Annotated in this window: 14 protein-coding genes and 1 tRNA gene; 2 read left to right on the top strand and 13 right to left on the bottom strand. The window is 69.5% G+C overall.

Annotated features, from left to right (window positions below):
- Positions 1 to 37: 37 nt before the first annotated feature.
- From LR393_RS02445 to eccD, 5 genes are all read right to left on the bottom strand, one after another.
- Complete coding sequence (locus LR393_RS02445) at positions 38 to 484, bottom strand: hypothetical protein (RefSeq protein WP_231481290.1); 447 nt, start codon at positions 482 to 484, stop codon at positions 38 to 40.
- A 50-nt stretch (positions 485 to 534) separates the two neighbouring features.
- A complete protein-coding gene (locus tag LR393_RS02440) occupies positions 535 to 822 on the bottom strand; it encodes a hypothetical protein (RefSeq protein WP_231481288.1) in 288 nt (95 codons plus the stop codon).
- Between the two features lie 42 nt (positions 823 to 864).
- Entirely contained in the window at positions 865 to 1,209 is a 345-nt protein-coding gene (locus LR393_RS02435; protein ID WP_231481286.1) for a hypothetical protein, read from the bottom strand.
- 65 nt (positions 1,210 to 1,274) lie between these two features.
- Positions 1,275 to 2,855 (bottom strand): type VII secretion protein EccB, encoded by a 1,581-nt coding sequence (gene eccB / locus LR393_RS02430; RefSeq protein WP_231481284.1) that lies wholly within the window; start codon positions 2,853 to 2,855, stop codon positions 1,275 to 1,277.
- A gap of 35 nt (positions 2,856 to 2,890) precedes the next feature.
- Positions 2,891 to 4,303 carry a type VII secretion integral membrane protein EccD gene (gene eccD, locus LR393_RS02425; protein WP_231481282.1) on the bottom strand — a complete coding sequence of 471 codons (1,413 nt, stop codon included), beginning with the start codon at positions 4,301 to 4,303 and terminating at the stop codon, positions 2,891 to 2,893.
- Positions 4,304 to 4,600: 297 nt separating this feature from the next.
- Here eccD and eccCa point away from each other — a divergent pair, with 297 nt between their 5' ends.
- Positions 4,601 to 8,581, top strand: coding sequence for a type VII secretion protein EccCa (gene eccCa / locus LR393_RS02420; RefSeq protein WP_231481280.1), 3,981 nt, complete (start codon positions 4,601 to 4,603; stop codon positions 8,579 to 8,581).
- Between the two features lie 54 nt (positions 8,582 to 8,635).
- Here the strand turns inward: eccCa and LR393_RS02415 are convergent, their stop codons facing one another.
- The 4 genes from LR393_RS02415 to LR393_RS02400 form a co-directional block, all read right to left on the bottom strand.
- Positions 8,636 to 9,865: a S8 family serine peptidase gene (locus tag LR393_RS02415; protein ID WP_231481278.1), complete on the bottom strand. Its 1,230-nt coding sequence runs from the start codon at positions 9,863 to 9,865 to the stop codon at positions 8,636 to 8,638.
- Positions 9,862 to 13,164 carry a right-handed parallel beta-helix repeat-containing protein gene (locus LR393_RS02410; RefSeq protein WP_231481276.1) on the bottom strand — a complete coding sequence of 1,101 codons (3,303 nt, stop codon included), beginning with the start codon at positions 13,162 to 13,164 and terminating at the stop codon, positions 9,862 to 9,864. Before LR393_RS02410 ends, LR393_RS02415 begins: the two co-directional genes overlap by 4 nt.
- 103 nt (positions 13,165 to 13,267) lie before the next feature.
- A complete protein-coding gene (locus LR393_RS36110; RefSeq protein ID WP_231481274.1) occupies positions 13,268 to 14,062 on the bottom strand; it encodes a helix-turn-helix transcriptional regulator in 795 nt (264 codons plus the stop codon).
- A gap of 82 nt (positions 14,063 to 14,144) precedes the next feature.
- Complete coding sequence (locus LR393_RS02400) at positions 14,145 to 15,305, bottom strand: hypothetical protein (protein ID WP_231481272.1); 1,161 nt, start codon at positions 15,303 to 15,305, stop codon at positions 14,145 to 14,147.
- 142 nt (positions 15,306 to 15,447) lie between these two features.
- On the opposite strand from LR393_RS02400, the gene LR393_RS02395 reads away from it, so the two are divergent.
- Positions 15,448 to 16,617 (top strand): glycosyltransferase, encoded by a 1,170-nt coding sequence (locus LR393_RS02395; protein WP_231481270.1) that lies wholly within the window; start codon positions 15,448 to 15,450, stop codon positions 16,615 to 16,617.
- A gap of 344 nt (positions 16,618 to 16,961) precedes the next feature.
- Here the strand turns inward: LR393_RS02395 and LR393_RS02390 are convergent, their stop codons facing one another.
- From LR393_RS02390 to LR393_RS02380, 4 genes are all read right to left on the bottom strand, one after another.
- Positions 16,962 to 17,354, bottom strand: coding sequence for a nucleotidyl transferase AbiEii/AbiGii toxin family protein (locus tag LR393_RS02390; RefSeq protein WP_231481268.1), 393 nt, complete (start codon positions 17,352 to 17,354; stop codon positions 16,962 to 16,964).
- On the bottom strand, positions 17,267 to 17,593 hold the full coding sequence (locus LR393_RS36880) for a type IV toxin-antitoxin system AbiEi family antitoxin domain-containing protein (RefSeq protein WP_407937282.1): 327 nt from the start codon (positions 17,591 to 17,593) through the stop codon (positions 17,267 to 17,269). The genes LR393_RS02390 and LR393_RS36880 overlap by 88 nt, the downstream gene beginning before the upstream one ends.
- A 117-nt stretch (positions 17,594 to 17,710) precedes the next feature.
- Positions 17,711 to 17,786 (bottom strand) — tRNA-Ala (locus LR393_RS02385).
- 103 nt (positions 17,787 to 17,889) lie between these two features.
- Complete coding sequence (locus LR393_RS02380; protein WP_231481267.1) at positions 17,890 to 19,476, bottom strand: pectate lyase family protein; 1,587 nt, start codon at positions 19,474 to 19,476, stop codon at positions 17,890 to 17,892.
- Positions 19,477 to 19,663: the final 187 nt, after the last annotated feature.

Genomic DNA, 19,663 nt, shown 5'->3' with positions numbered 1-19,663 from the left:
GAAGCACCGGACCGCCGGCCGCCACCGATGACTGTGGTTACGTGGTGGCCGGAGGGGCCGTCGTCGTCGAACCGTTGACGTCACTCAGATCGGTGCGCATCTGTTCGGCGGTCAGGCCGGCCTCCTGGTCCACCGAGTCGATGATGTCCGACACCGTCAGCAGGTCGGTCTGCATCTTCTCGGCGTTGTCCTGAAGACTCAGGACCACCTTGTTCACGTACCCGGCCACGTTCGTGAAGTGCGAGCGCAGGGTTCCGGCACTGGCCAGCTGCGTGCCGTTGCCGGGGAGAACCGTAGTGAAGTGCCGGGACGGGCTGAGCGTCGGTCCGCTTCCGGCTCCCTCGCTGAAATCCGCCATCTGCTGGACGTGAACGTTCGAGTTGAGCTCGTCCAGGAAACCCTTGAGGTTCATCGTGGCGAAGTTCTTCAGCAGATCAGTATTGATCTTGACGATTCCGCCAGAGGCAAAGGCGTCCTCTGCCATGGTCAATCACCACCTTTCGTGCTTCGGTCGGCCGGTGAACGGGTCCACCGTCAGCTCATGATGTTGGCGCCCTGGGTGTCACCGCGGTTGATGGCCTCGATCATCTTGGACAGGATCGTCGTTCCGCTGCCGAAGTTCGCGCCCATCTGGCCGGAGGCCGTGGACAGCCACTTGAGCTTGTCGGCGGTCCGCTCACGGGTCTGACCGGAGAGCAGATTGAGGTTGGCGGTCGCGATCCGGACGAAATCGTCGACGGCAGTGTCCATGTCGCGGGTCGCCTGGGCCATCGTGTCGATGTCGGCCTGCACGCCGGGGTTGAGGAGCTTGATGTCAGCCATGGTCAGTTCCTTCTTCGTGAATGAGGCCGCGGTGGGCGGGGATCAGGAGCCGGACAGGGTGGTGAAGGTCAGGTCGCTGGTCGGGGTCCAGCCGCCACCCTGCTGACCCGCGTCCGAGACCGCAGTGTTGATGGTCTGATTCGCGTGGGTCAGGTGCTCCTCGATCTCCGTCGCGGTGTTGGAGATCTTGTGGTAGTTCTCCTGCCACTCGTTGATCCGGTTCAGGAACGGCGTGGCCGCCACGTCGGACTGGAAGTGCGAGGAGATGTCCTGCCGGATGCCCTCGACCGTGGAGCTGGCCTTGGACATGTTGCCGATCTGCTCGTTCAGGGCCTGGAAGAGTCCGGCCATCCCCGCGTCATTGTTCTCGAAAATCTGTGCGCTCATAGCGGATTCCTCCATCGGTGGACGATCGTGGCTGGTTCGGCCGGCAGGTCGCCGGCCTGGACACGTTAGGCCGGTGGTACCGGCGAGGTCATCGCTGCCGGAGCACTTTGCCTGTTTGTTTCCGGGCTTCGACCCGGAATTGCGTCCCCACCCGGGCCGGCGCCCGAGGGTGGCTTGGTGGAGTCGGCCAGGCAGCCCGCCCCGGGCGGCCCGGACTCGACGGCGGCAGCCCCGGCCGTGACCGCGCTCGGCGTCAGGACCGGCCCGGTCGGCAGCAGGTTCAGCCAGCTGGTCGGCAGCCGGGCCGGATCGATCGCGCCGTAGCCGAGCGCCTCCAGCGAATCGTTGTCCGGGACCGGGTACTTGACCCCGGAGTCGGTGACCAGGAAGTAGGCCGAGCCGCTCCCGCCGCCGGCCAGCGTGGCATTGACCAGGGCACCGCCGCCGGGGCGGACCGCGATCGATTCGGCCGGAAGACAACTGGCGGTCACGCCCGGCTCGTTGTCCGGAGTTCCCCCGGCCAGCCGGTCCACGTCCACGATCAGCAGCGTGCCCGCGCCCTGGGTGGTACCCGGCCGAACCTGCTGGCAGACGGCCTGGTTCAGGTCAACCTGACGGGCGACCGGCACCGCGTCCGGCAGTGCGCCCTGGTGGGTCAGCGCCGCGGTCGCCGAGGGGGGCGCCAGGTGACCGGCCAGATCGTCCGGCCCCAGCGCCACCGGGACGATATCACCCCCGGCATAGGCCTTGGACTGAGTCACCGGGTCCGCCTTCAACAGTGCGGCCAGGGTCGGGGTGAGCGCGACCAGACCCTGCTCGGTGAGGAGGTACTGGTTGCGCGAGGCGTCGGTGAAGAGCTGGCCCAGCCGGGTCGGCCGGCCAGCCAGTTCCGGCCCCGGTGAACCGGTTCCGGCCGTCGTCGGGACGGTCAGGTCCGGGCCGGCCGGGACCACGTCGAGGAAGGACGTGGTCACCTCGGGCAGGTCGGACCCGGCCGAGCCGACCGCCTGAATGACGTTGTCGGTCTGGTCGATGCGCAACCGCTGCCCGTTCCAGAGCAGATAGTCGTGGCCGTCCGGGCCGGCCACCGGCACCGCGTCGCCGCGGCCGAGTACCCGCCCGCCCGGGGCCGATCCGATGAACAGGGCCAGCCGGCTGGTCACCGTGCCGGTGTCGTCCCGGCTGCGGACGTTGCAGGCCATCCACGGGTCGCCGGACAGGTCGTCGGTGGCCGGCAGCGAGTCCGGAGCACCGACCAGACCGATCGGGACGCCGCGGGGCGCCTCTCGCAGCGATTTGGCGTTCGCGTTGACCACCGACATCTGACTGCCCGCGAGCAGTTTCGCCGAAGCAAGATTGAGAACCGGGTGCAGCGTGCCGTTCATGCTGAGGAACCGGGCACCGGAGTCCTTCTCCATCACCAGCGCGCCGGCCTTCTGCCAGCTGGTGTTACCGCCGGGCACGATGAAACCGAAAAGCGTTATCACCACGCCGATCAGGCCGGCCACGATCAGCCCGCCGAAAATGCCCCTGGTGGTGCGCGACACCGGCTGGTCGAGGCCGTCCGGTTCGAGCCGGAGCACGCCGGTGGTCAGCCGGCCCATCACGAAGGTGTGGGCCTGTACCTGGTCACGCCGGGACTGCACGGCACCTCCCAGAGAGACGGGGGTTCAGGGTTCGGTCAGCCACCGAGACCTCGCATCCGGTGGTAGAAGCCGAGCGTCACGAACAGCAGCGGCAGCAGGCTGACCGCGACCAGGGTGTGGGCGATTTCGCCGGCCCGGGCCCAGTGCGGGATCATCCGCCGGCCCGGGATGGTGCGGGCCGCCAGCGTCAGGCCGCCTCCGGCCGCGAGCAGGACGACCACCAGCAGGATTCGCCGCAGGTCAGTCCCCACCCAGGCGTAACGGACGACCAGCAGGCCGATACCGAGCGCCCCAGGCACCACCACGGCCAGACGCTGCCAGGTCGCCCCCAGGGTGCGGCCGTGCAGGATGGCCAGGATGCTGAGCGCCGCGCCGAGGGTGAGGTCCCAGCGGCTGGAGGCCATCGGGACGAGGACGCTCAGGCAGCCGGTGTAGACCACGCCGAGGGCGGACAGCAGGGCGGTCAGGTAACCGTCCGCATAGGCGGTGCGCTGCAGCACGTACGGGCTGGGGTGCGGGTCGATGCCTTCCTGCAACTGCTCCGCGGTGGCCGGCAACGGGGGCAGGCGCAGGCCGGAGAGCCAGAAAGACCATCCGGGCACGAAGATCCCGGCCAGGACCACGATCAGCGCGGTGACCTCGGCGGTGTGCTCGGTGGTGGCGGAGTAGAACATGCCGGCGATCGAGGTGAGAACGCCGACGGCGCCGCAGAAGAGGAAGAGAGGGGCCGAGGCGCCGACCGCGGCGTAACCCAGGGCGGCGGTGCCGACGGCCACCATGCCGGCCGCGAGCAGCCGCGCGTGCAGGGCGGTCGGGCCGTCGCCCTCGGGCACCAGGACCGCCATCGGGACCAGGTAGAACAGGGCGGCCGTGGCCAGCAGCGTGCCGATCACCGCGTCACCGAGGGCCCGGGAGACCGAGAGCGCTCCACCGAGCAGGCCGACCGCCGCCAGGACGGCCACCGTGTTGCGGGCCACCTGCGGCCCGGGCAGCGCCAGCACGCCCGCCCCGAGGACCAGCGTCGCCAGCATCACGCCGAGCAGCAGGCGCCGGGACAGCTCCGGCCGCCAGGAGTCCGCGCGGGTCTTCAGGCTGCTCATCACACCGTCGACCAGATCGTCGAAATGCACCGCGGGCATGGCTTCCCGTTGCGGGCGCAGGTACAGCACCTCGCCGTCGTGCAGCCCGTGCGCGTCGGCCGTACCGGTCGGGGCGAGCGGCTCCTCACCGAGCCGCTGCAGCACCCAGCCGCCGTGCTTGAGGCCGCTCTCGTCCAGATCCGCCCCGGCGTAGCTGACCACCGCGGGCAGCAGGTCGGCGAGCTGGATGTCAGTGGGGACGGCCAGGTCGAAGGCGGTCTCGGGAGCCCGGATCGAGAGCCGGCAGAGACCGGCCAGGGTGTTACCCCCGAGGCCCACCTCCGAGACGGGCTCACTGGTAACCGACACAGCAACCTCCGGACTGCTCGTACGGATCCGTACCGGCTGAGGACCGGCTTTCAACGTGCTCACGGGCAAATAAGGATGAAGAGATCGATAACCGACGGCGAAATGTGCGTCTGTCCGGAGATCGCTGCCCATCCGTACGCCACCGGTGCCTGTGGTGAGGAACCCACCCCGGCTCGCCCGAGAATGCACATATCGGGCCGTCGCAGAACGACCGCGCGCCCGCCCCCGGTCAGGAAGGCTCCCATCACCGTGAGCGTAATTCTCTTCAAACGCCCGCCCCGGCGGCAGGGCCCGCGCATGCCCGGCGGTGAACTGCAGTTGCAAGAACCCCCGGCGCTGCCGGAGGAGAACAGCGGTCTCTCCTCGATGATGTATTACGCCCCGACCGCGCTCGGCTCCATGGGCATGGTGCTGATCTTCATCCGGCCCGGTCAGAGTGGACCGCTGATCTACATCGCGCTGGGCCTGATGGGTCTGTCCGCCGTCGCGATGATGTTCACCCAGCTGATGAAGGGCGCCAGCGACCGCAAGCGGAAAATGCGGGACGAGCGCCGGGACTACCTGCGGTACCTGTCCCGGATGCGCCGCCAGGTCCGCAAGGCAATCGACCAGCAACGTGAGTCGCAGGCCTGGGGGCACCCGGACCCGGACTCGCTCAGCTCGGTGGCCCGCACCTCCCGGCTCTGGGAGCGCCGCCCGGTGCACCCGGACTTCGGTGAGGCCCGGATCGGCATCGGCCCGCAACGACTCGGCCTGACCCTGGCCCCGATGCAGACCAAGCTGATCGAGGACCTGGAACCGCTCAGCGCGCACGCCCTGCGGCGCTTCATCCACGCCTACGGCACCGTGGCCGACCAGCCGATCGCCGCCTACCTGCGGGCCTACGCCCGGCTGGTGCTGCGCTGGGACGACCCCACCGACCTCGCCGTCTCCCGGGCCATGGTGCGGGCCCTGCTCTGTCAGCTCGCGGTCGCCCACTCCCCCGACGACCTGCAGATCGTCGTCATCGCCGGGGACGACCGGCGGGACGAGTGGGAATGGACCAAGTGGCTGCCGCACTCGCTGCACCTGCACGAGACCGACGCGGCCGGTCCGGTCCGGCTGATGATCGACAACTCCGGGCGGCTGGAGAACCTGCTCGGGGCGGACTTCGCCGGCCGGGCCCCGTTCGACCCGGACGTGCCGCCCAGCCCGGACGAGCCGTACACCGTGATCGTCCTGGACAGCGACGAGATGCTGCACTCCAGCCACCGGCTGATCGTCCAGGGCTACCGGAACGCAGTGCTGATCGACATGTCCCGGACGGTCGCCCCGAAGACGGCCCGGCGCTCGCTGGTGCTGAAGGTCAAGCCGGGCCGGCTGCACATGGTCGACACCGATCCGGCCGGCACCGAGACGCTGACCGACCTGGGGTCCCCGGACAGCCTGGCGATCGGGCCGGCCACCACCGTGGCCCGGACCCTGGCACCGTTCCGGATCAGCACCTCCACCGAGATCGCCGAGCCGATGTCCAGCGACCTGGAACTCACCACGCTGCTGGGCATCCCGGACCTGTTCAGCCTCGATCTGGCCCAGCTGTGGGCCAGGCGCCGGTCCGGTCCGGGACGGCTGCGGGTACCGCTCGGCATCACCGCCGACGGCACGCCGATGGAACTCGACATCAAAGAGGCCTCGCAGGGCGGGATGGGACCGCACGGCCTGCTGATCGGCGCCACCGGCTCGGGCAAGTCCGAGCTGCTGCGCACCCTGGTGCTGGCCCTGGCCCTGACCCACTCGTCGGAGACGCTCAACTTCGTCCTGGTCGACTTCAAGGGCGGTGCGACCTTCCTCGGCCTGGACCGGTTGCCGCACACCTCGGCCGTGATCACCAACCTGGCCGACGAGGCCGGGCTGGTCGACCGGATGAAGGACTCGCTCGAGGGCGAGCTGATGCGCCGGCAGGAGCTCCTGCGCTCGGCCGGCAACTACAGCTCGGTGTTCGACTACGAGGCGGCCCGCGCCTCCGGCGCCTCCCTGGAACCGCTACCCAGTCTGTTCCTGGTGGTGGACGAGTTCAGTGAGTTGCTGGCTGCCAACCGGGAGTTCATGGACGTCTTCGTGATGATCGGCCGGCTCGGACGCAGCCTCGGGGTGCACCTCCTGCTTGCCTCCCAGCGACTGGACGAGGGTCGTACCAGCCAGCTGGAGTCGCACCTGTCGTACCGGATCGGTCTGCGGACGTTCTCGGCGATGGAGAGTCGCGGCGTGCTCGGCGTGCCCGACGCCTACCAGCTGCCGTCGCAGCCCGGCAACGGTTTCATCCGCACCGACGTCACCACCCTGACCCGGTTCCGGGCCGCGTACGTCTCCGGTGCGTACCAGCTGCAGGCACGCGTCGAGGCGGCCGTCGTGGCGGCCAAGGTGATGGCCTACGGCGTCGACTACGTGACGCCGGCCGCACCTCCCACCCCACCGCCCGGGGCCACCCCGGTCAAACCTGAGGTCCAGGCCAATCTGCGCAGCCTGCTCGAGGTCGCGGCGCAACGCCTGCTCGACTCCGGTCCACCGGCCCACCAGGTGTGGCTGCCGCCGCTGACCGTGCCACCGACCCTGGACGAGCTGCTGCCACCGCTGGCCCCGGACCCCGAACGCGGCCTGAGCACGGTGGAACGGCCGGGCCAGGGACGGCTGAAGGTACCGGTCGGGTTGATCGACCGGCCCTTCGAGCAGGTCCGCGACCTGCTGATGGCAGATCTGTCTAGCAGCGGCGGGCACGTCGGCATCGCCGGGGGCCCGCAGAGCGGCAAGAGCACCCTGGTCCGGACGATGATCGCCGGCCTCGCGCTCACCCACTCCCCGCGCGAGGTGCAGTTCTACTGCCTGGACTTCGGCGGCGGCACCCTGACCGGACTGGCCGGCCTGCCACACGTCGGCGGGGTGACCGGCCGGCACGACATCGAGCGGGTCCAGCGCACGATGAACGAGATCACCTCGCTGATCACCCGCCGCGAGCACCTTTTCGCCCAGCACGGCATCGATTCGATGACCGACTTCCGGCGCCGCCGGGCCGAGGGGCAACTGCCCGACGAGCCTCACGGGGACGTCTTCCTGGTGGTCGACGGCTGGAACACGATCAAGCAGGACTTCGACGCCCTGGTGCCGACGTTCACCCTGATCGCCGGGCGTGGCCTGAACTACGGCGTGCACCTGATCGTCTCCGCCGGCCGGTGGAGCGAGGTCGTCACCTCGCTGCGCGACCAGCTCGGTACCCGGTTCGAGCTGCGGCTCGGTGACCCGGTGGACTCGCTGATCAACATGCGCGCGGCTCGGACCGTCCCGAAGCGGCCGGGTGCGGGGATCACCGAGGAACTACTGCACTTCATGATCGGTCTGCCCCGGATCGACGGGAACCCGGGCGTGGACGACCTCAGCCAGGGAGTGGCCGGGCTGGTCGACAGCGTCCGGGAATGGTGGTCCGGCCCGCCCGCGCCGCCCGTGCGGATGCTGCCGTTCCAGGTCGAGGCGGCCACTCTGCCGATGCCGACCGGGGACATGAGGATCGCGATCGGGCTGGAGGAGAACGAGCTCGCACCGTTCTGGCACGACTTCGAGCTCTCCCCGCACCTGATCGTGATCGGCGACGCCGAGACCGGGAAGACCAACCTGCTCAAGCTGATCGCGGCCGGTATCTCCCAGCGCTACGACCCCGCCCAGGCCCGGGTGGCGGTGGTGGACCTGCGGCGCGAGCTGTACGACGCGGTGGACGAGGGGCACCGGCTCGGGTACGCGGTGTCCGGTGACATGGTCCGCCAGATCGTCGAGGGGACGGCCCGGGCGCTCGCCACCCGCGTGCCCGGACCCGAGATCACCCCCGCCCAGCTGCGCCGGCGGGACTGGTGGAAGGGCCCGCAGATGTTCTTCGTCGTGGACGACTACGAGCTCATCTCCGGCGGTCTGGACAGCCCGTTCGCCCCGCTCCTGGACTATCTGTCGCAGGCCACCGAGATCGGGTTGCACCTGGTCGTCGCTCGCAGCGCGAACGGGGCGGCCCGGGCGATGAGTGACCCGCTGATGCGGCGTCTGCTCGAGGTCAACACGCCCACCCTCCAGCTGTCCTGCCCGCCGTCCGAGGGTTACATCGTCGGCAGCGTCCGGCCCCGTCAGCTGCCGGTCGGCCGGGCCTTGCACATCACCCGGCGAGGGACCATTCAGGTTCAGACGGCGGTGGCCACGCCGAGGGAACCGGAAGAGGAACTGGACGACAGAGCGGTGCGGCCGAACAGCGAATCGTCGCAGTAATCATGGAAACCGGCCCCCGGTCCCGCACCGGGGGCCGGTTTCCCTGATGACCGATCAGATCGATCGATGGACGGGCGGCGAGGCCGCTCGGGGACGCCAGCCACGGGCCCGCCCACGGGTCACCGTGATCACCGCGCCCAGGGCCGCCAGCGCGGCGATGGTGGCAATGGCGGCCATGGTCAGGCTCGGGTACCAGACCGGATCGATGTCCGGCGCCGGAAGCGGCGCCACCTGAGTGGTGGGAACCTTCGGCGGTAGAGCTGTTGCTCCCTCACCCGGCAGGATCTGCGAGAGCGCCGCGTACGGGTCGACCACCGGGTCACCCGGCGAAGCCGGGTACGCCGTGGTGATCAGCCGACGGGTGCGCTGAGCCAGGGTGAGACCCGGGTGATACGCGTCCATCAATGCCGCTGCACCCGCGACCAGGGCGGTCGCGTAGGCCGTCCCGCTCCCCACGAAAGCCCCGCCACCGGGTCCGACGCTCAGCACGACATCACCGGGTGCGGCCAGGACGGCGTCCACCATCGGCTTGGTGGTGCTACTGGAGTCGGACGCGGCCTGGGTGGTGGAGTTCGCCACCGAGATCACGCCCGGCAGCGATCCCGGGTAGACCGGGCCGTCCAGGTTCTGGTCGTCCGCCGCGGCTGGAGCGAAAACCATTGCGTCATGCTCAATCGCGTTCTTGACCGCGGTTCTCAGCTTGGCGCTGGAGCGGGCCGAGACCACCGAGACGTCGATGATCTGGGCCTTCGCCCTGACCGCCGCGTCGATCCCCTTGGCCAGCACGTCCGGGCTGGTGGCACCGTTGTCGTCGGTCACCGTGACGGAGTAGACATGGGCCTGGGGGGCGATCCCGACGACCGTGGTGCCTCGCTGCGGACGAGCCGCGATCAGGCCGGCCACGAAAGTGCCGTGCCCGATGCAGTCCCTGCGGGTCTTCCCGCCGCGAACGATGTCCTCGCCCGGCGTCACCTGTCCGTCCAGCTGGGGCAGGGATCCCTTGCTGAGGCCGGTGTCGAGCACCGCCACGGTCACGCCCTCGCCCTGGCTGAGCTGCCAGGCCTGGGACGGCATCAGAATCTTCTGCGCCGCCGAGGCGACCGTGACCGCGTCCTTCGACGACTTGGCGCAGCCGGCCTGCGGATCGAGCACCGCGGAGATCCGCGGGGGCAGGCCGTCCGGGGTGGTCGCGGATCCGGCCGCCATCGCCGGCCCGGTCGCGGTGAGGAGCAGCCCGGCAGCCGCCGCCAGCCCGAGACCGGTGTGCGCCGACCGCGACCTCACGAGACCAGCACGTTCAGGTCGGACGCCTCCAGACGACGCAACTCGTCCATGCTCGGGGCCGAGATCCGGTTCAGCCGCGCCGCCTGGCGGGTGATCATGTTCTCCAGCACCTGCCGGGCGTACCGGGCGTTGCCGAACGTCGGGCTGTTCGCGACCCCGGCGAAGTGCGCGGTCAACTGCCCGCGGGCGGAGTCGGCCAGCTCGTACCCGGCCGCCTGGGCGTGCCGGGCGACGATCTCCGTCAGCTCGTCCGCGGTGTAGTTCTCGAACACCACGTACCGCGAGAACCGGGACGAAAGGCCAGGGTTCGAGGCCAGGAACTGCCCCATCTCCGCGGAGTACCCGGCGACGATCACCACCACCTCGTCACGGAAGTCCTCCATCAGCTTGACCAGCGTGTCCACCGCCTCGCGACCGAAGTCGCTGGAGCTGTTCGACTGGGTCAGGGTGTAGGCCTCGTCGATGAACAGGACACCGCCCCGGGCCCGGTCGAACGCGTCCCGGGTGAGCTGCGCGGTCTGCCCGACGAACCGGCCGACCAGGTCGCTGCGGCTGACCTCGACCAGCTGACCGCGCGGCAGCACGCCCATCGCGGCCAGTAGCCCGGCATAAAGCCGCGCCACAGTGGTCTTTCCGGTACCGGGCGGCCCGGTGAAGACCAGGTGGTGACTCATCAGCGGGGCGGGCAGGCCGGCCTGGGTGCGGCGGCGCACCGCCTGCAGCAGCTCGACCAGGCCCTCCACCTCGGTCTTGACCCGGGCCAGGCCGATCATGTTGCGCAGCCCGGCGAGCAGGTCCGGCAGGGCACTGTTGGCGTCTCCGAGTTCGCCCTTGGCCAGCGGGATCCCGACGTCCTGGGGCAGCATCAGGGGCAGGTCCTCCTCGGTGACCGACTCCTGCTCGGCCAGCCGGGTCGCCTGCCGGTCGATCATCTCCTCGAAGGTCTTCCGGGCGGCCCGGCCGTTACCGAACGACTCGTCCTTGACCATCCGCGAGAACGCCTGCGCCAGCGCCTGCGGGACACCCTCGGCGAGCTGGTAGTCGTGCGCCCGGCAGAACGACTCGACGATCGTCACCAGTTCGGCGTCGGAGTAGTTCTCGAACTCGATGGTGCGGCTGAACCGGGACGCCAGACCGGGGTTGGACTGCAGGAAGGCACGCATCTCGGTGGAGTACCCGGCAGCGATCACCACCACGTCGTCCCGGTGGTCCTCCATCAGCTTGACCAGCGTGTCCACCGCCTCGCGGCCGAAGTCCGGGCCGCTGCCACGCTCGGCCGGGCTGAGTGAGTACGCCTCGTCCACGAAAAGCACCCCGCCGAGCGCCCTGTTGAACACCTCAGTGGTCTTGATCGCCGTACCGCCGACGATCTGGGCGACCAGGTCGGCCCGGGCCACCTCGACCAGGTGCCCGCTGCGCAGGGCGCCCAGCTCGGCCAGGATCGCGCCGTAGAGCCGGGCCACCGTGGTCTTACCGGTACCGGGCGGCCCGGCGAAGATCAGGTGCCGGCTCATCGGCAGGGCCGCCATGTTCGCCTGGGCCCGGCGGCGGGCCAGCCGGTTCAGGTTCACCAGCGACGAGACCTGCTGCTTCACCCCGGCCAGCCCGACCAGTGCCTGTAGCTGAGCCATCGGGCCCTCCAGGTCCGGCCGGGCCGGTGCCTGCCCGGCCAGGTCCAGCCCACCGGCGTCCGCGGTGACCGTGCCGTACGCGTCCGGGACCCGGTTGTCCCGGCTGGTCAGGTTCTCGATCGACTGCCGCTCACTCGGAATGGTTTGCCGCACACCGCTTCCACGGTTGCCGGTGACCGTGGTATCGGTCACCGAGACGGTCTCGGCCGACTCCAGCCGGACGCCGTCCCCGCCGTTGTCGGTGACCTCGCAGCCACCCACCGCGGCCCGGGCGCCGGAAGACACCAGCACCCCGTGACGCCGGCTGCGCCGGATCCGGGAACGGGACAGGGAGAGATCCCCGCCCGGCTCGACCACGGCGCCGTCCTCGACCGATCCGGTGATGTCGCAGTCGCGCAGCACCGCCAGCCCACCCTCGCCGACCAGGACTCCGCTCTTGGCCGCGTCCCGGATGGCCATCTGCCCGACGTGCGGGCTGCCCCCCTCGGCGATCCGCAGCCCGGCCCCGCCGGCGTTCTCGATCTCCAGGGTCTGCAGCCGTCCGCGGCTGTTCTCCACCACCTCGACACCGTGCCCGGCGGTCTGGGTGACGTCGGTCCGGCGGATCATCGGGTTCGAGCCCCCGCGCACCCGGATCCCGACCCCCGCGACGTCATTGACCCGCAGGCGGTCGAACTCGGCCACGCACTCCTCGTCCAGGAGCACCCCGGTGTCCGACCCGTCCTTCACCACCAGCCGGGTGAACGTCGGGCCGGACGACCCGCCGACCCACACCCCGGCCTTCTTCGAGCCGCTGACCTCGCACTCCTCGAACGTCCCGCGAGACTTCGCGCTGACGTGAATGCCGAAGCCACCGGACAGTTCACTGCGGCAGCGCCGCAACAGCGGATCGGTGCCGTTGGTGAGCGCGATGCCGGTCCCCCGGCTCCGCGAGACCACGCAGTCTTCCAACACCACGCGGGCCTCGCTGCCGAGGTAGATCCCGACCGAGGCGTCACTCACCCGGGTCCGCAGGATCCGCGTGCTGCTGGACTGCTCCATCGCGATCCCGGGCTTGTCGGTGGCGGAGATCTCGCAGTCCTCGATCGTCCCCCGGCCGGCCCCGTTCACACACACCCCGTTGCCGCGGGCGTCCCGCATCACCGAGTGCCGGACCGTGGTCTTGGCGTTCTCGGCGATCACCACCGCCGAGGTGTCCAGGTGCTCGATCACGCAGTCCTCAATCACGCTGCCCGCGTCCGAGGTGTCCACGATGCCCGCGCCCTGCGCATTCGTCACCCGGCAGCCGCGCATCGCGACCGAACCCTGCGGCCGCGCCACCACCGCTGCCCAGGAGCCGCCGATCACCTCGCAGTCGTCCATCGCGGTCTGGCCCCGGGTGATCTCCACCGCGGCCACCTCCGGGTCCTGGCCCTGCATGACCAGCCCACTGAGCTTGACCGCCTCGGCCACCACCCGGACCACCACGCCCCGCCGGGGCGAGATCCGCACACTGCCGCGCGCGTCGTCCGCCGCGATCGTGACGATCTTGGAGATCACGAGGTTCTCCTCGTACCGCCCGGCCCGCACCGAGATCACGGCTCCCGGACGGGCGCTCTGCAGTGCCGCGCCGATCGTCCGGTAGGCATCCGCCTGGTCCGTCGAGACCACCAGAACCTGAGTCGTCACACCGTAGCCTTCCTCGAAACGGCGCAAGGGCGGCCGTAATACGCGATGTTGGGGAAGCCGGGGCCGACCCGGGCAACCAGAACTCCCCGACCTTGGACGGCGCTCACAGGATGCCTGCCCGCAGGGCGTAGGCGACCGCGTGCGACCGGTTCTTCAGGTGCAGCCGGGACATCAGGCCGTAGAGGATGCCCTTCACCGTCCGCTCCGAATACAGCATTTTCCGCGCGATCTCGGCGGTGTCGCGACCGTCGGCGATCCAACGCAGCACGTCGACCTCACGCCGACTCAGGCCCCCGGGGGTCAGGCCGAGCGGCGCCAGCAGTTCCCGCTGCAGCTCGGCCACGTCCGTCACCAGCCGGGCCTGGACATCCGGGGGCAGTTCGCTGCCGCCCCGCCCGGCCGTGACGACGGCCTGGGCGAACCGGTCGGACGTGGCCTCCGCCCACCACAGCACCGAGACGGCGCCGATCTCGACGGCCGCCAGCAGGTCGAGATCGCCGAACCGCTCGAGGACCAGGACGAACCTCGGGTCGCCATCGCCGGCCGCCCGGCGCATCTGCTCCATCACCCGGGGAGTGACGGTGGTCGCGACGACCGCGACGACATCCGCGTCCGCCAGCCGGTCGGTCGGCAGCAGCTCGATGTCCGGGCGCCGGGCCACGTGCTGCGACAGGCCCGCGTAGGTCAGCGGATCGGAGGCCTGGATCACCAGGTGGACGCGACTGATCGACGGCACGACGAAGGCCGAGTCGGGTCGGGCCGGGCGGACCGCCCGAGGAGCCAGGGCGTCCTTCACCGGCGCCTCGCAGGTCCGTGCATCACCGTGTGGATCGCCGTGCTCAGCACTGAGCACGTCGGTGAACACCACTTCGGCATCGAGTATCGTCTCCCTTCGCACACGTGGGTCAATCGCTGTCTCGACATGTGCACGCGCGGGAAGCCGTCCAAGGTTCAATCGGCTCGGCCGGGCGTGACACCGATCAGGCCGGAACCGCCGATCTCCCCGGGCCGGCGGTCTCCGGGACCAGCCAGACCCCCTCGCTCTCATCCGATTGCTGCAGGAAGCTCAGGACCCGGTGCAGGGCGACGTCGGAGACCGGCGGCGGAAGCTCCCCGGAAGCCCGGACATGCTCGAGCAGATCCGGTTCGGGGGCCAGCCCGTACCACTCCAGGTAGTAGCTCACGGTGTCGGTCCAGACCCAGTGGCCGTCGGTGCGGAAGGTCAGGGGAACCACCGACGGACGCTCCGGATCGAGGATGTCGGCCATCGTGGCGCTGCTGGTCAGGACCGGGAGTGCGGCGTCGAGGTACTCCAGCAGGCGCTCCAGCTCAGGGATGTCCTCGATCAGCGGGTGGTCGGCGTCGAACGCCGGCCCGGTCTCCGGGTCGACCGTGTCGAAGACCCGGGCCAGCTGGATCGGGTGCGCGGCCTCGGCCGCCCACAGCAGGGCGGCGTGGGCGCAGGCGGCGGTCTGGTAGACCGGGACCGGCCGGTCCTCCTGGCAGACCTCCACCTGCGGGGCGTCCTCGCCCGCGGCCAGCAGGGCAAGCTGGATCCGGGCGGCCAGTCGGGGCAGCTCGTCCGGATCGGCGTCGGCCACCACGCTGACGACGAACACCCGCCGGGGGGCCGGCCAGGGTGCGTCGTCGATCGGGGCGCGCCAGGCCCGCCACAGGCCCGCAGCCGTCGTCTCGGCCGCGACCGCCACGACCGCGGCCGCATCGATCTGGTCATGAACGACCTCGGCCGGTTCAGTGGTCAGGTCGAGCGTCACCGGAACGAGCTGGGGCGGGTCGTCGGGAATGATCCGTACGGGCGAGAACACCCAGGGCAGTGGGCGGGTATCGTCCGGGCCGACCAGCTCCAGGTCGGCCAGCGCCTCGAACTCCTGGCCGTCGGCGATCAGCTCGTTCATCATCAGGGCGGCGTCCGCCGCAGTCATGGGTACCTGGCCGGTCAGGGCGAAGAATCCCAGGGCCTGGGCGACATCCGCCGACTGTCCCTCGGCCAGCCAGCCCCGGGCCTCGCTGATCAGGTCGTCCGAAACGGTCCCGGCCACCCGCAGCAGCAGTTCGTGCCAGGCTTGGGCAGTCGCCCGACCGGTCCCGGCCGGCGGCCCCCCGGGTTTCTCCTCAGGCATACCCATCCCCAACGTCGGTCAGCCTCTTCACCGTGAGCACGGCCACAGCTCGCCGGGAGTTCACCGTGCGGATCCGGGACCGTGCGATGGACGACCCGATACGTTTCGCGACGCCCCGTCAACTCTGGAGATCAAGCCTTCGATGCGAATCCTCTTCACGTTCGCAGGCGGCCCCGGCCACTTCCTGCCGATGCTCCCGATCGTCCGCGCGGCCCGGCGCCGCGGCCATCACCTGGTCGTGGCCCACCGCGACGACCCCCTGGTCATCGACGCGGTGCAGGCCGAGGGCTTCACCTCGGTCCCGATCGATGCCGCCCGCGTCCTCTACCCGGGCATCGTCCCCATCCTGGAAGTCACCCGGGATGTGGCCGAGTCCTACGCCCGGGACAGCTTCGGCGGTCCCATCGCTCGCGAGCGGGTACCAGGGCTGCTGGAGCTGATCCGTTCCTGGAAGCCAGATCTGGTGGTCCGGGACGAGATGGACTACGGCAGCGCGATCGCCGCCGAGGTGGCCGGGCTGCCCCTCTCCACCGTGCTGGTGATCGCCGCCGGCGGACTGGTCCGGGCCGATCTCCTGGCCGGGCCGCTGAACGTCCTGCGCGCCGAGTACGGGCTGGCACCGGACCCGGACCTCAGCCGGCTGCACGGCGACCTGGTCTTCTCCCTATCCCCGCCACGGTACCGCGACCCCGCCAATCCCCTTCCCGGAAAAACTCTCTCGCTGCGCGCAAGCACGCCGCCCCCGCCCGCCGGAACCGACCTGAACGATCCCCCCACTCGTTCCGCCGGCCGTCCAACCGTCTACTTCACCCTCGGCACGGAGTTCAACACCCAGTCCGGGGACCTGTTCCCGCGGGTTCTGAGCGCTTTGCAGAACCTGGACATCCACCTCATCGTCACCGTCGGGCGACAGCTCGATCCAGACCGTTTCGGCCCTCAGCCGCCCAATGTTCATATCCGTCAGTATGTTCCGCAGTCTCTCCTGCTGCCGAGCTGCGACCTGGTGGTCTCGCACGGCGGGTCCGGCAGCGTCATCGGGGCCCTTGAGCACGGGGTACCGCTGGTGCTACTGCCGTTGGGCGCCGACCAGATTCATAACGCTCACCGCTGCGAGGACCTCGGAGTGGGCCTGTCCGTGGACGCCATCCGCGCCGACCCGGCACAGATCCGGTCGGCCGTCGAATCCGTACTGGCCGAACCCGGCTACCGCGAGGCGGCCCAGCAGTTCCGTGCCGAGAACGAGCTGCTACCGGACGCGGACGAAGCGGTGCGCGCAATGGAGGACCTGGTGCAGACCTACCGAAACAGCTGACAGGTTTTCGGTTCTCCGCGCGAGCGCACGACTCATGGCACTTCGCCGGGCTGTTACCAGGACTGGGCGCCGCTCTCGCCCAGGAGGAGCGAATGCGTGACGTCTTTGACGATCGCGGCCCAATCCGCTGCCCCCGGTTCGACCCCTTCAAGCCCCGACGAGCTCCCCCAAGACCGTCTGGTCCAGACTCACGAACCTGGGTGTCAGGATGCGCGACAGCGACAGCCGAGACCGATGACCACATGCCCGGCCGCGGTCGCCGGGTCAGCTCATCCATTCTCGCGGATGCGCGTGCCAGCGAAGGATCCCGCTCTCGTTCAGGAGCAGCGGATCGGAGAAGTTTCCTACGCTATCGACCAGCGTAGGAAACTTCTCCGGCCGGCTGGCGGAGTCCTGGCCAAGACGACGCCGCCACATCTCGTAGGTGCCCCGGCGATCTCGACGACCCGGGCCAGGACCTCGGCGATGTCGTTGCTCAGGTGTGTGGCCATCAGATCGGCATCCACGGTGGGGCGCCGGGCATTGAGCGCGGCCAGCAGCAGACCGCCTTTGAGGACGAACCGGTCCCGATGCGCGCTCGTGGCCAGCCGAGCGAGTACCGGAGGAAAGGCGATCTGAGGGGAACGGGCTCCCCGAGGGACGGCGATACTCACGGCTGCGGGCAGTTCGCCGGTGAGGTCCCAGACCGACGCTGCCGAGACCAAGCAGATCGTGGCGCCCGGAGCCCGACGAGCCACAGCGAGAAAGTCGGGGCAGGACGGCGCAGGGCGTCAGCTTGCCGGAAGACACCCCTGGAGAGTTCCAGGATCTGCCCAGCATCGCGCCACTGGTACACATCGCGCTGGTGGATGCCGGCCGGGCGAGCGTCAGCCGGCGTGAAGGTCGCCGGCAGCGCACCTCGACCCCCCCATGGACCTAAACCAAGCCACCTGAGGTCGAGGTGGCAAGGATCATGTCCAGCGCGAACCTCGTCCACCCCGAGCGCACCAAACAAGTCCCCCCAAACGAGACAGAGGGACCGTCATTGACGGTCCCTCTGTTGCCTTCTCCCTTGGCCGCATGGAGCACGGCACAAGTTCGAACAAGGTTTCTCTGGTGGAGCTGAGGGGATTCGAACCCCTGACCCCCTCCATGCCATGGAGGTGCGCTACCAGCTGCGCTACAGCCCCGCCCCTGAATCGGTTGCCCTGCTCAGGAAGCTCCATGAGCATATCCCACTCCGGGGACCACCCATGACCACCCCCTGAGCAGGGGCCGGTTCAGTAGCTCAGATCACTTCGCGTAGGTCTCGAACTCGGCGATCTTCGGGGTGCTCGAGGAGGAGACGATCTCGAAGGTCAGCTTCTTGGTCGAGATCGGGGTGAAGGTCTTGGTGCCCGAGTTGGTGCCCGTGGAGATCGTCTTGCCGTTGGTCTCGTCGATCAGCTTCCACGAGGTGATCTTGCTGCCCGAGGCTTCCTTGATGACGATCGAGCCGACGGTCCTGGCGCTCGACCACTTCACCGAGACGTCGCCGGTGCTGCCGCTGGGCGACCAGTAGGTGCTCGTGTTGCCGTCGATGACGTTGCCGAAGCTGGAGCCCGAGGCCTTGCTGCTGCCGTCGGCGCCCGCACCGATCGAGAGGTTGGTGCCCGACGGGGCGGTCGTGGCGGTGACCGGCGGCGTGGTGCTCGTCACCGGGGGCGTGGTGCTGGTGACCGGCGGGGTGGTGGAGCCCGCGGCGCTGGTGGTGGGAACGCTGGTCGGCGTGCAGGTGCCGTCCGAGACCTTCAGGCCCGTGCCGGCCCCGGCAGTGGCCTTGACCACGGCGGGGACGCAGGAACCGGCGTCGAGCGTCGCCGTGTAGGGCACGGTGACGGTGCCGGTGGACGCCATCGAGGCGCCGGCCGGCTTGTTCTCGCTGTCGGCCGCGGTCCAGGTGACGTTGTCGAGCACGTTGCCCGAGGTCTGCCACGTACCACCGAGATCGGTGTAGAACGTGCCCAGAACGTTCTTCGAGTCCTTGAAGTAGTTGTTCTGGACGAGTGCCTTGCCGCCGTTACGGGGGTTGATCCCGGACTTGGTCAGGCCCTCGTAGTAGTTGTTGTAGATGTGCGCGGTGGCGGCGCGCAGCAGCGGCGTGCGGGAATCGATGTTCTGGTAGTAGTTGTGGTGATACGTGATCGGGCCGTTGCCCGTGTCCGTGTCACTCGAACCCACCAGACCGGCCCGGCCGGAGTTCTTCAGGATGCTGTAAGACAGCGTCACGTACTTGGTTCCGGCCTTCATGTCGAAAAGGCCGTCGTAGCCCTCGTCCTCACCGCCGGAGGCCTCGAGGGTGAGGTGGTCGGCCCAGACGTTGGACACGGTGGACTCCATACCGACCGCGTCACCGCCGTTGGAGGTCGGCGAGCCGGACTTCTTCACGTTCTTCACGTGCAGGTTCTGCAGGATGATGTTCTTGGAACCACGGATGTGGATACCGATCTGGTCGAACACCGCGCTGCTGCCGACACCGACGAGAGTGACGTTGCTGATGTCTTTCAGCTCGATCACACCGGCCGCCGTGCTGCAGCCGCTGCCGGAGACCTTCGCCGTGTTGGCCACGGTGATCGTGCCCGCGACCTGGATGGTGATCGGCGTGCTGGTGCTGGCGCGGCCACACAGCGCCTCGTGAATCTGCGTGCCCGTGGTGGCCTTCACCGTGGTGCCGCCCGCCCCACCGGTGGTGCCGCCGTTCTGTGCCGCGAAGCCGGTCGCGCCGCTGGGCTCCGCCGCCGTGGCGCCCTGCAGGTTCACGACCGCGACGGTCGCCCCCGCAGCCACTGCAATGGCAGCCGCGCCGCCAACACCCAGTACGCGCTTGCCCCGTCGCTTCATCGTGGTGATCCAGCCCTTCGTCGCCGTCCGGTCCCGCCGCCTGCGGGTTCCTGTCGACGACTCAGACGGGCCACCGGGCGCGAAAGTTGCCCGATCAGGTGAGATTTCCGAGAACTTGTTGCGAACGCCGAAAACCCGAGGCCGGCCCCCACCTAACCTTTTGCGTGAGTAAAGCAGACGTCAACAT

The sequence above is a fragment of the Kineosporia mesophila genome (assembly GCF_021129235.1).
In the GTDB taxonomy this organism is placed as follows: domain Bacteria; phylum Actinomycetota; class Actinomycetes; order Actinomycetales; family Kineosporiaceae; genus Kineosporia; species Kineosporia mesophila.
This window is presented reverse-complemented; position numbering and strand designations above follow the sequence as displayed.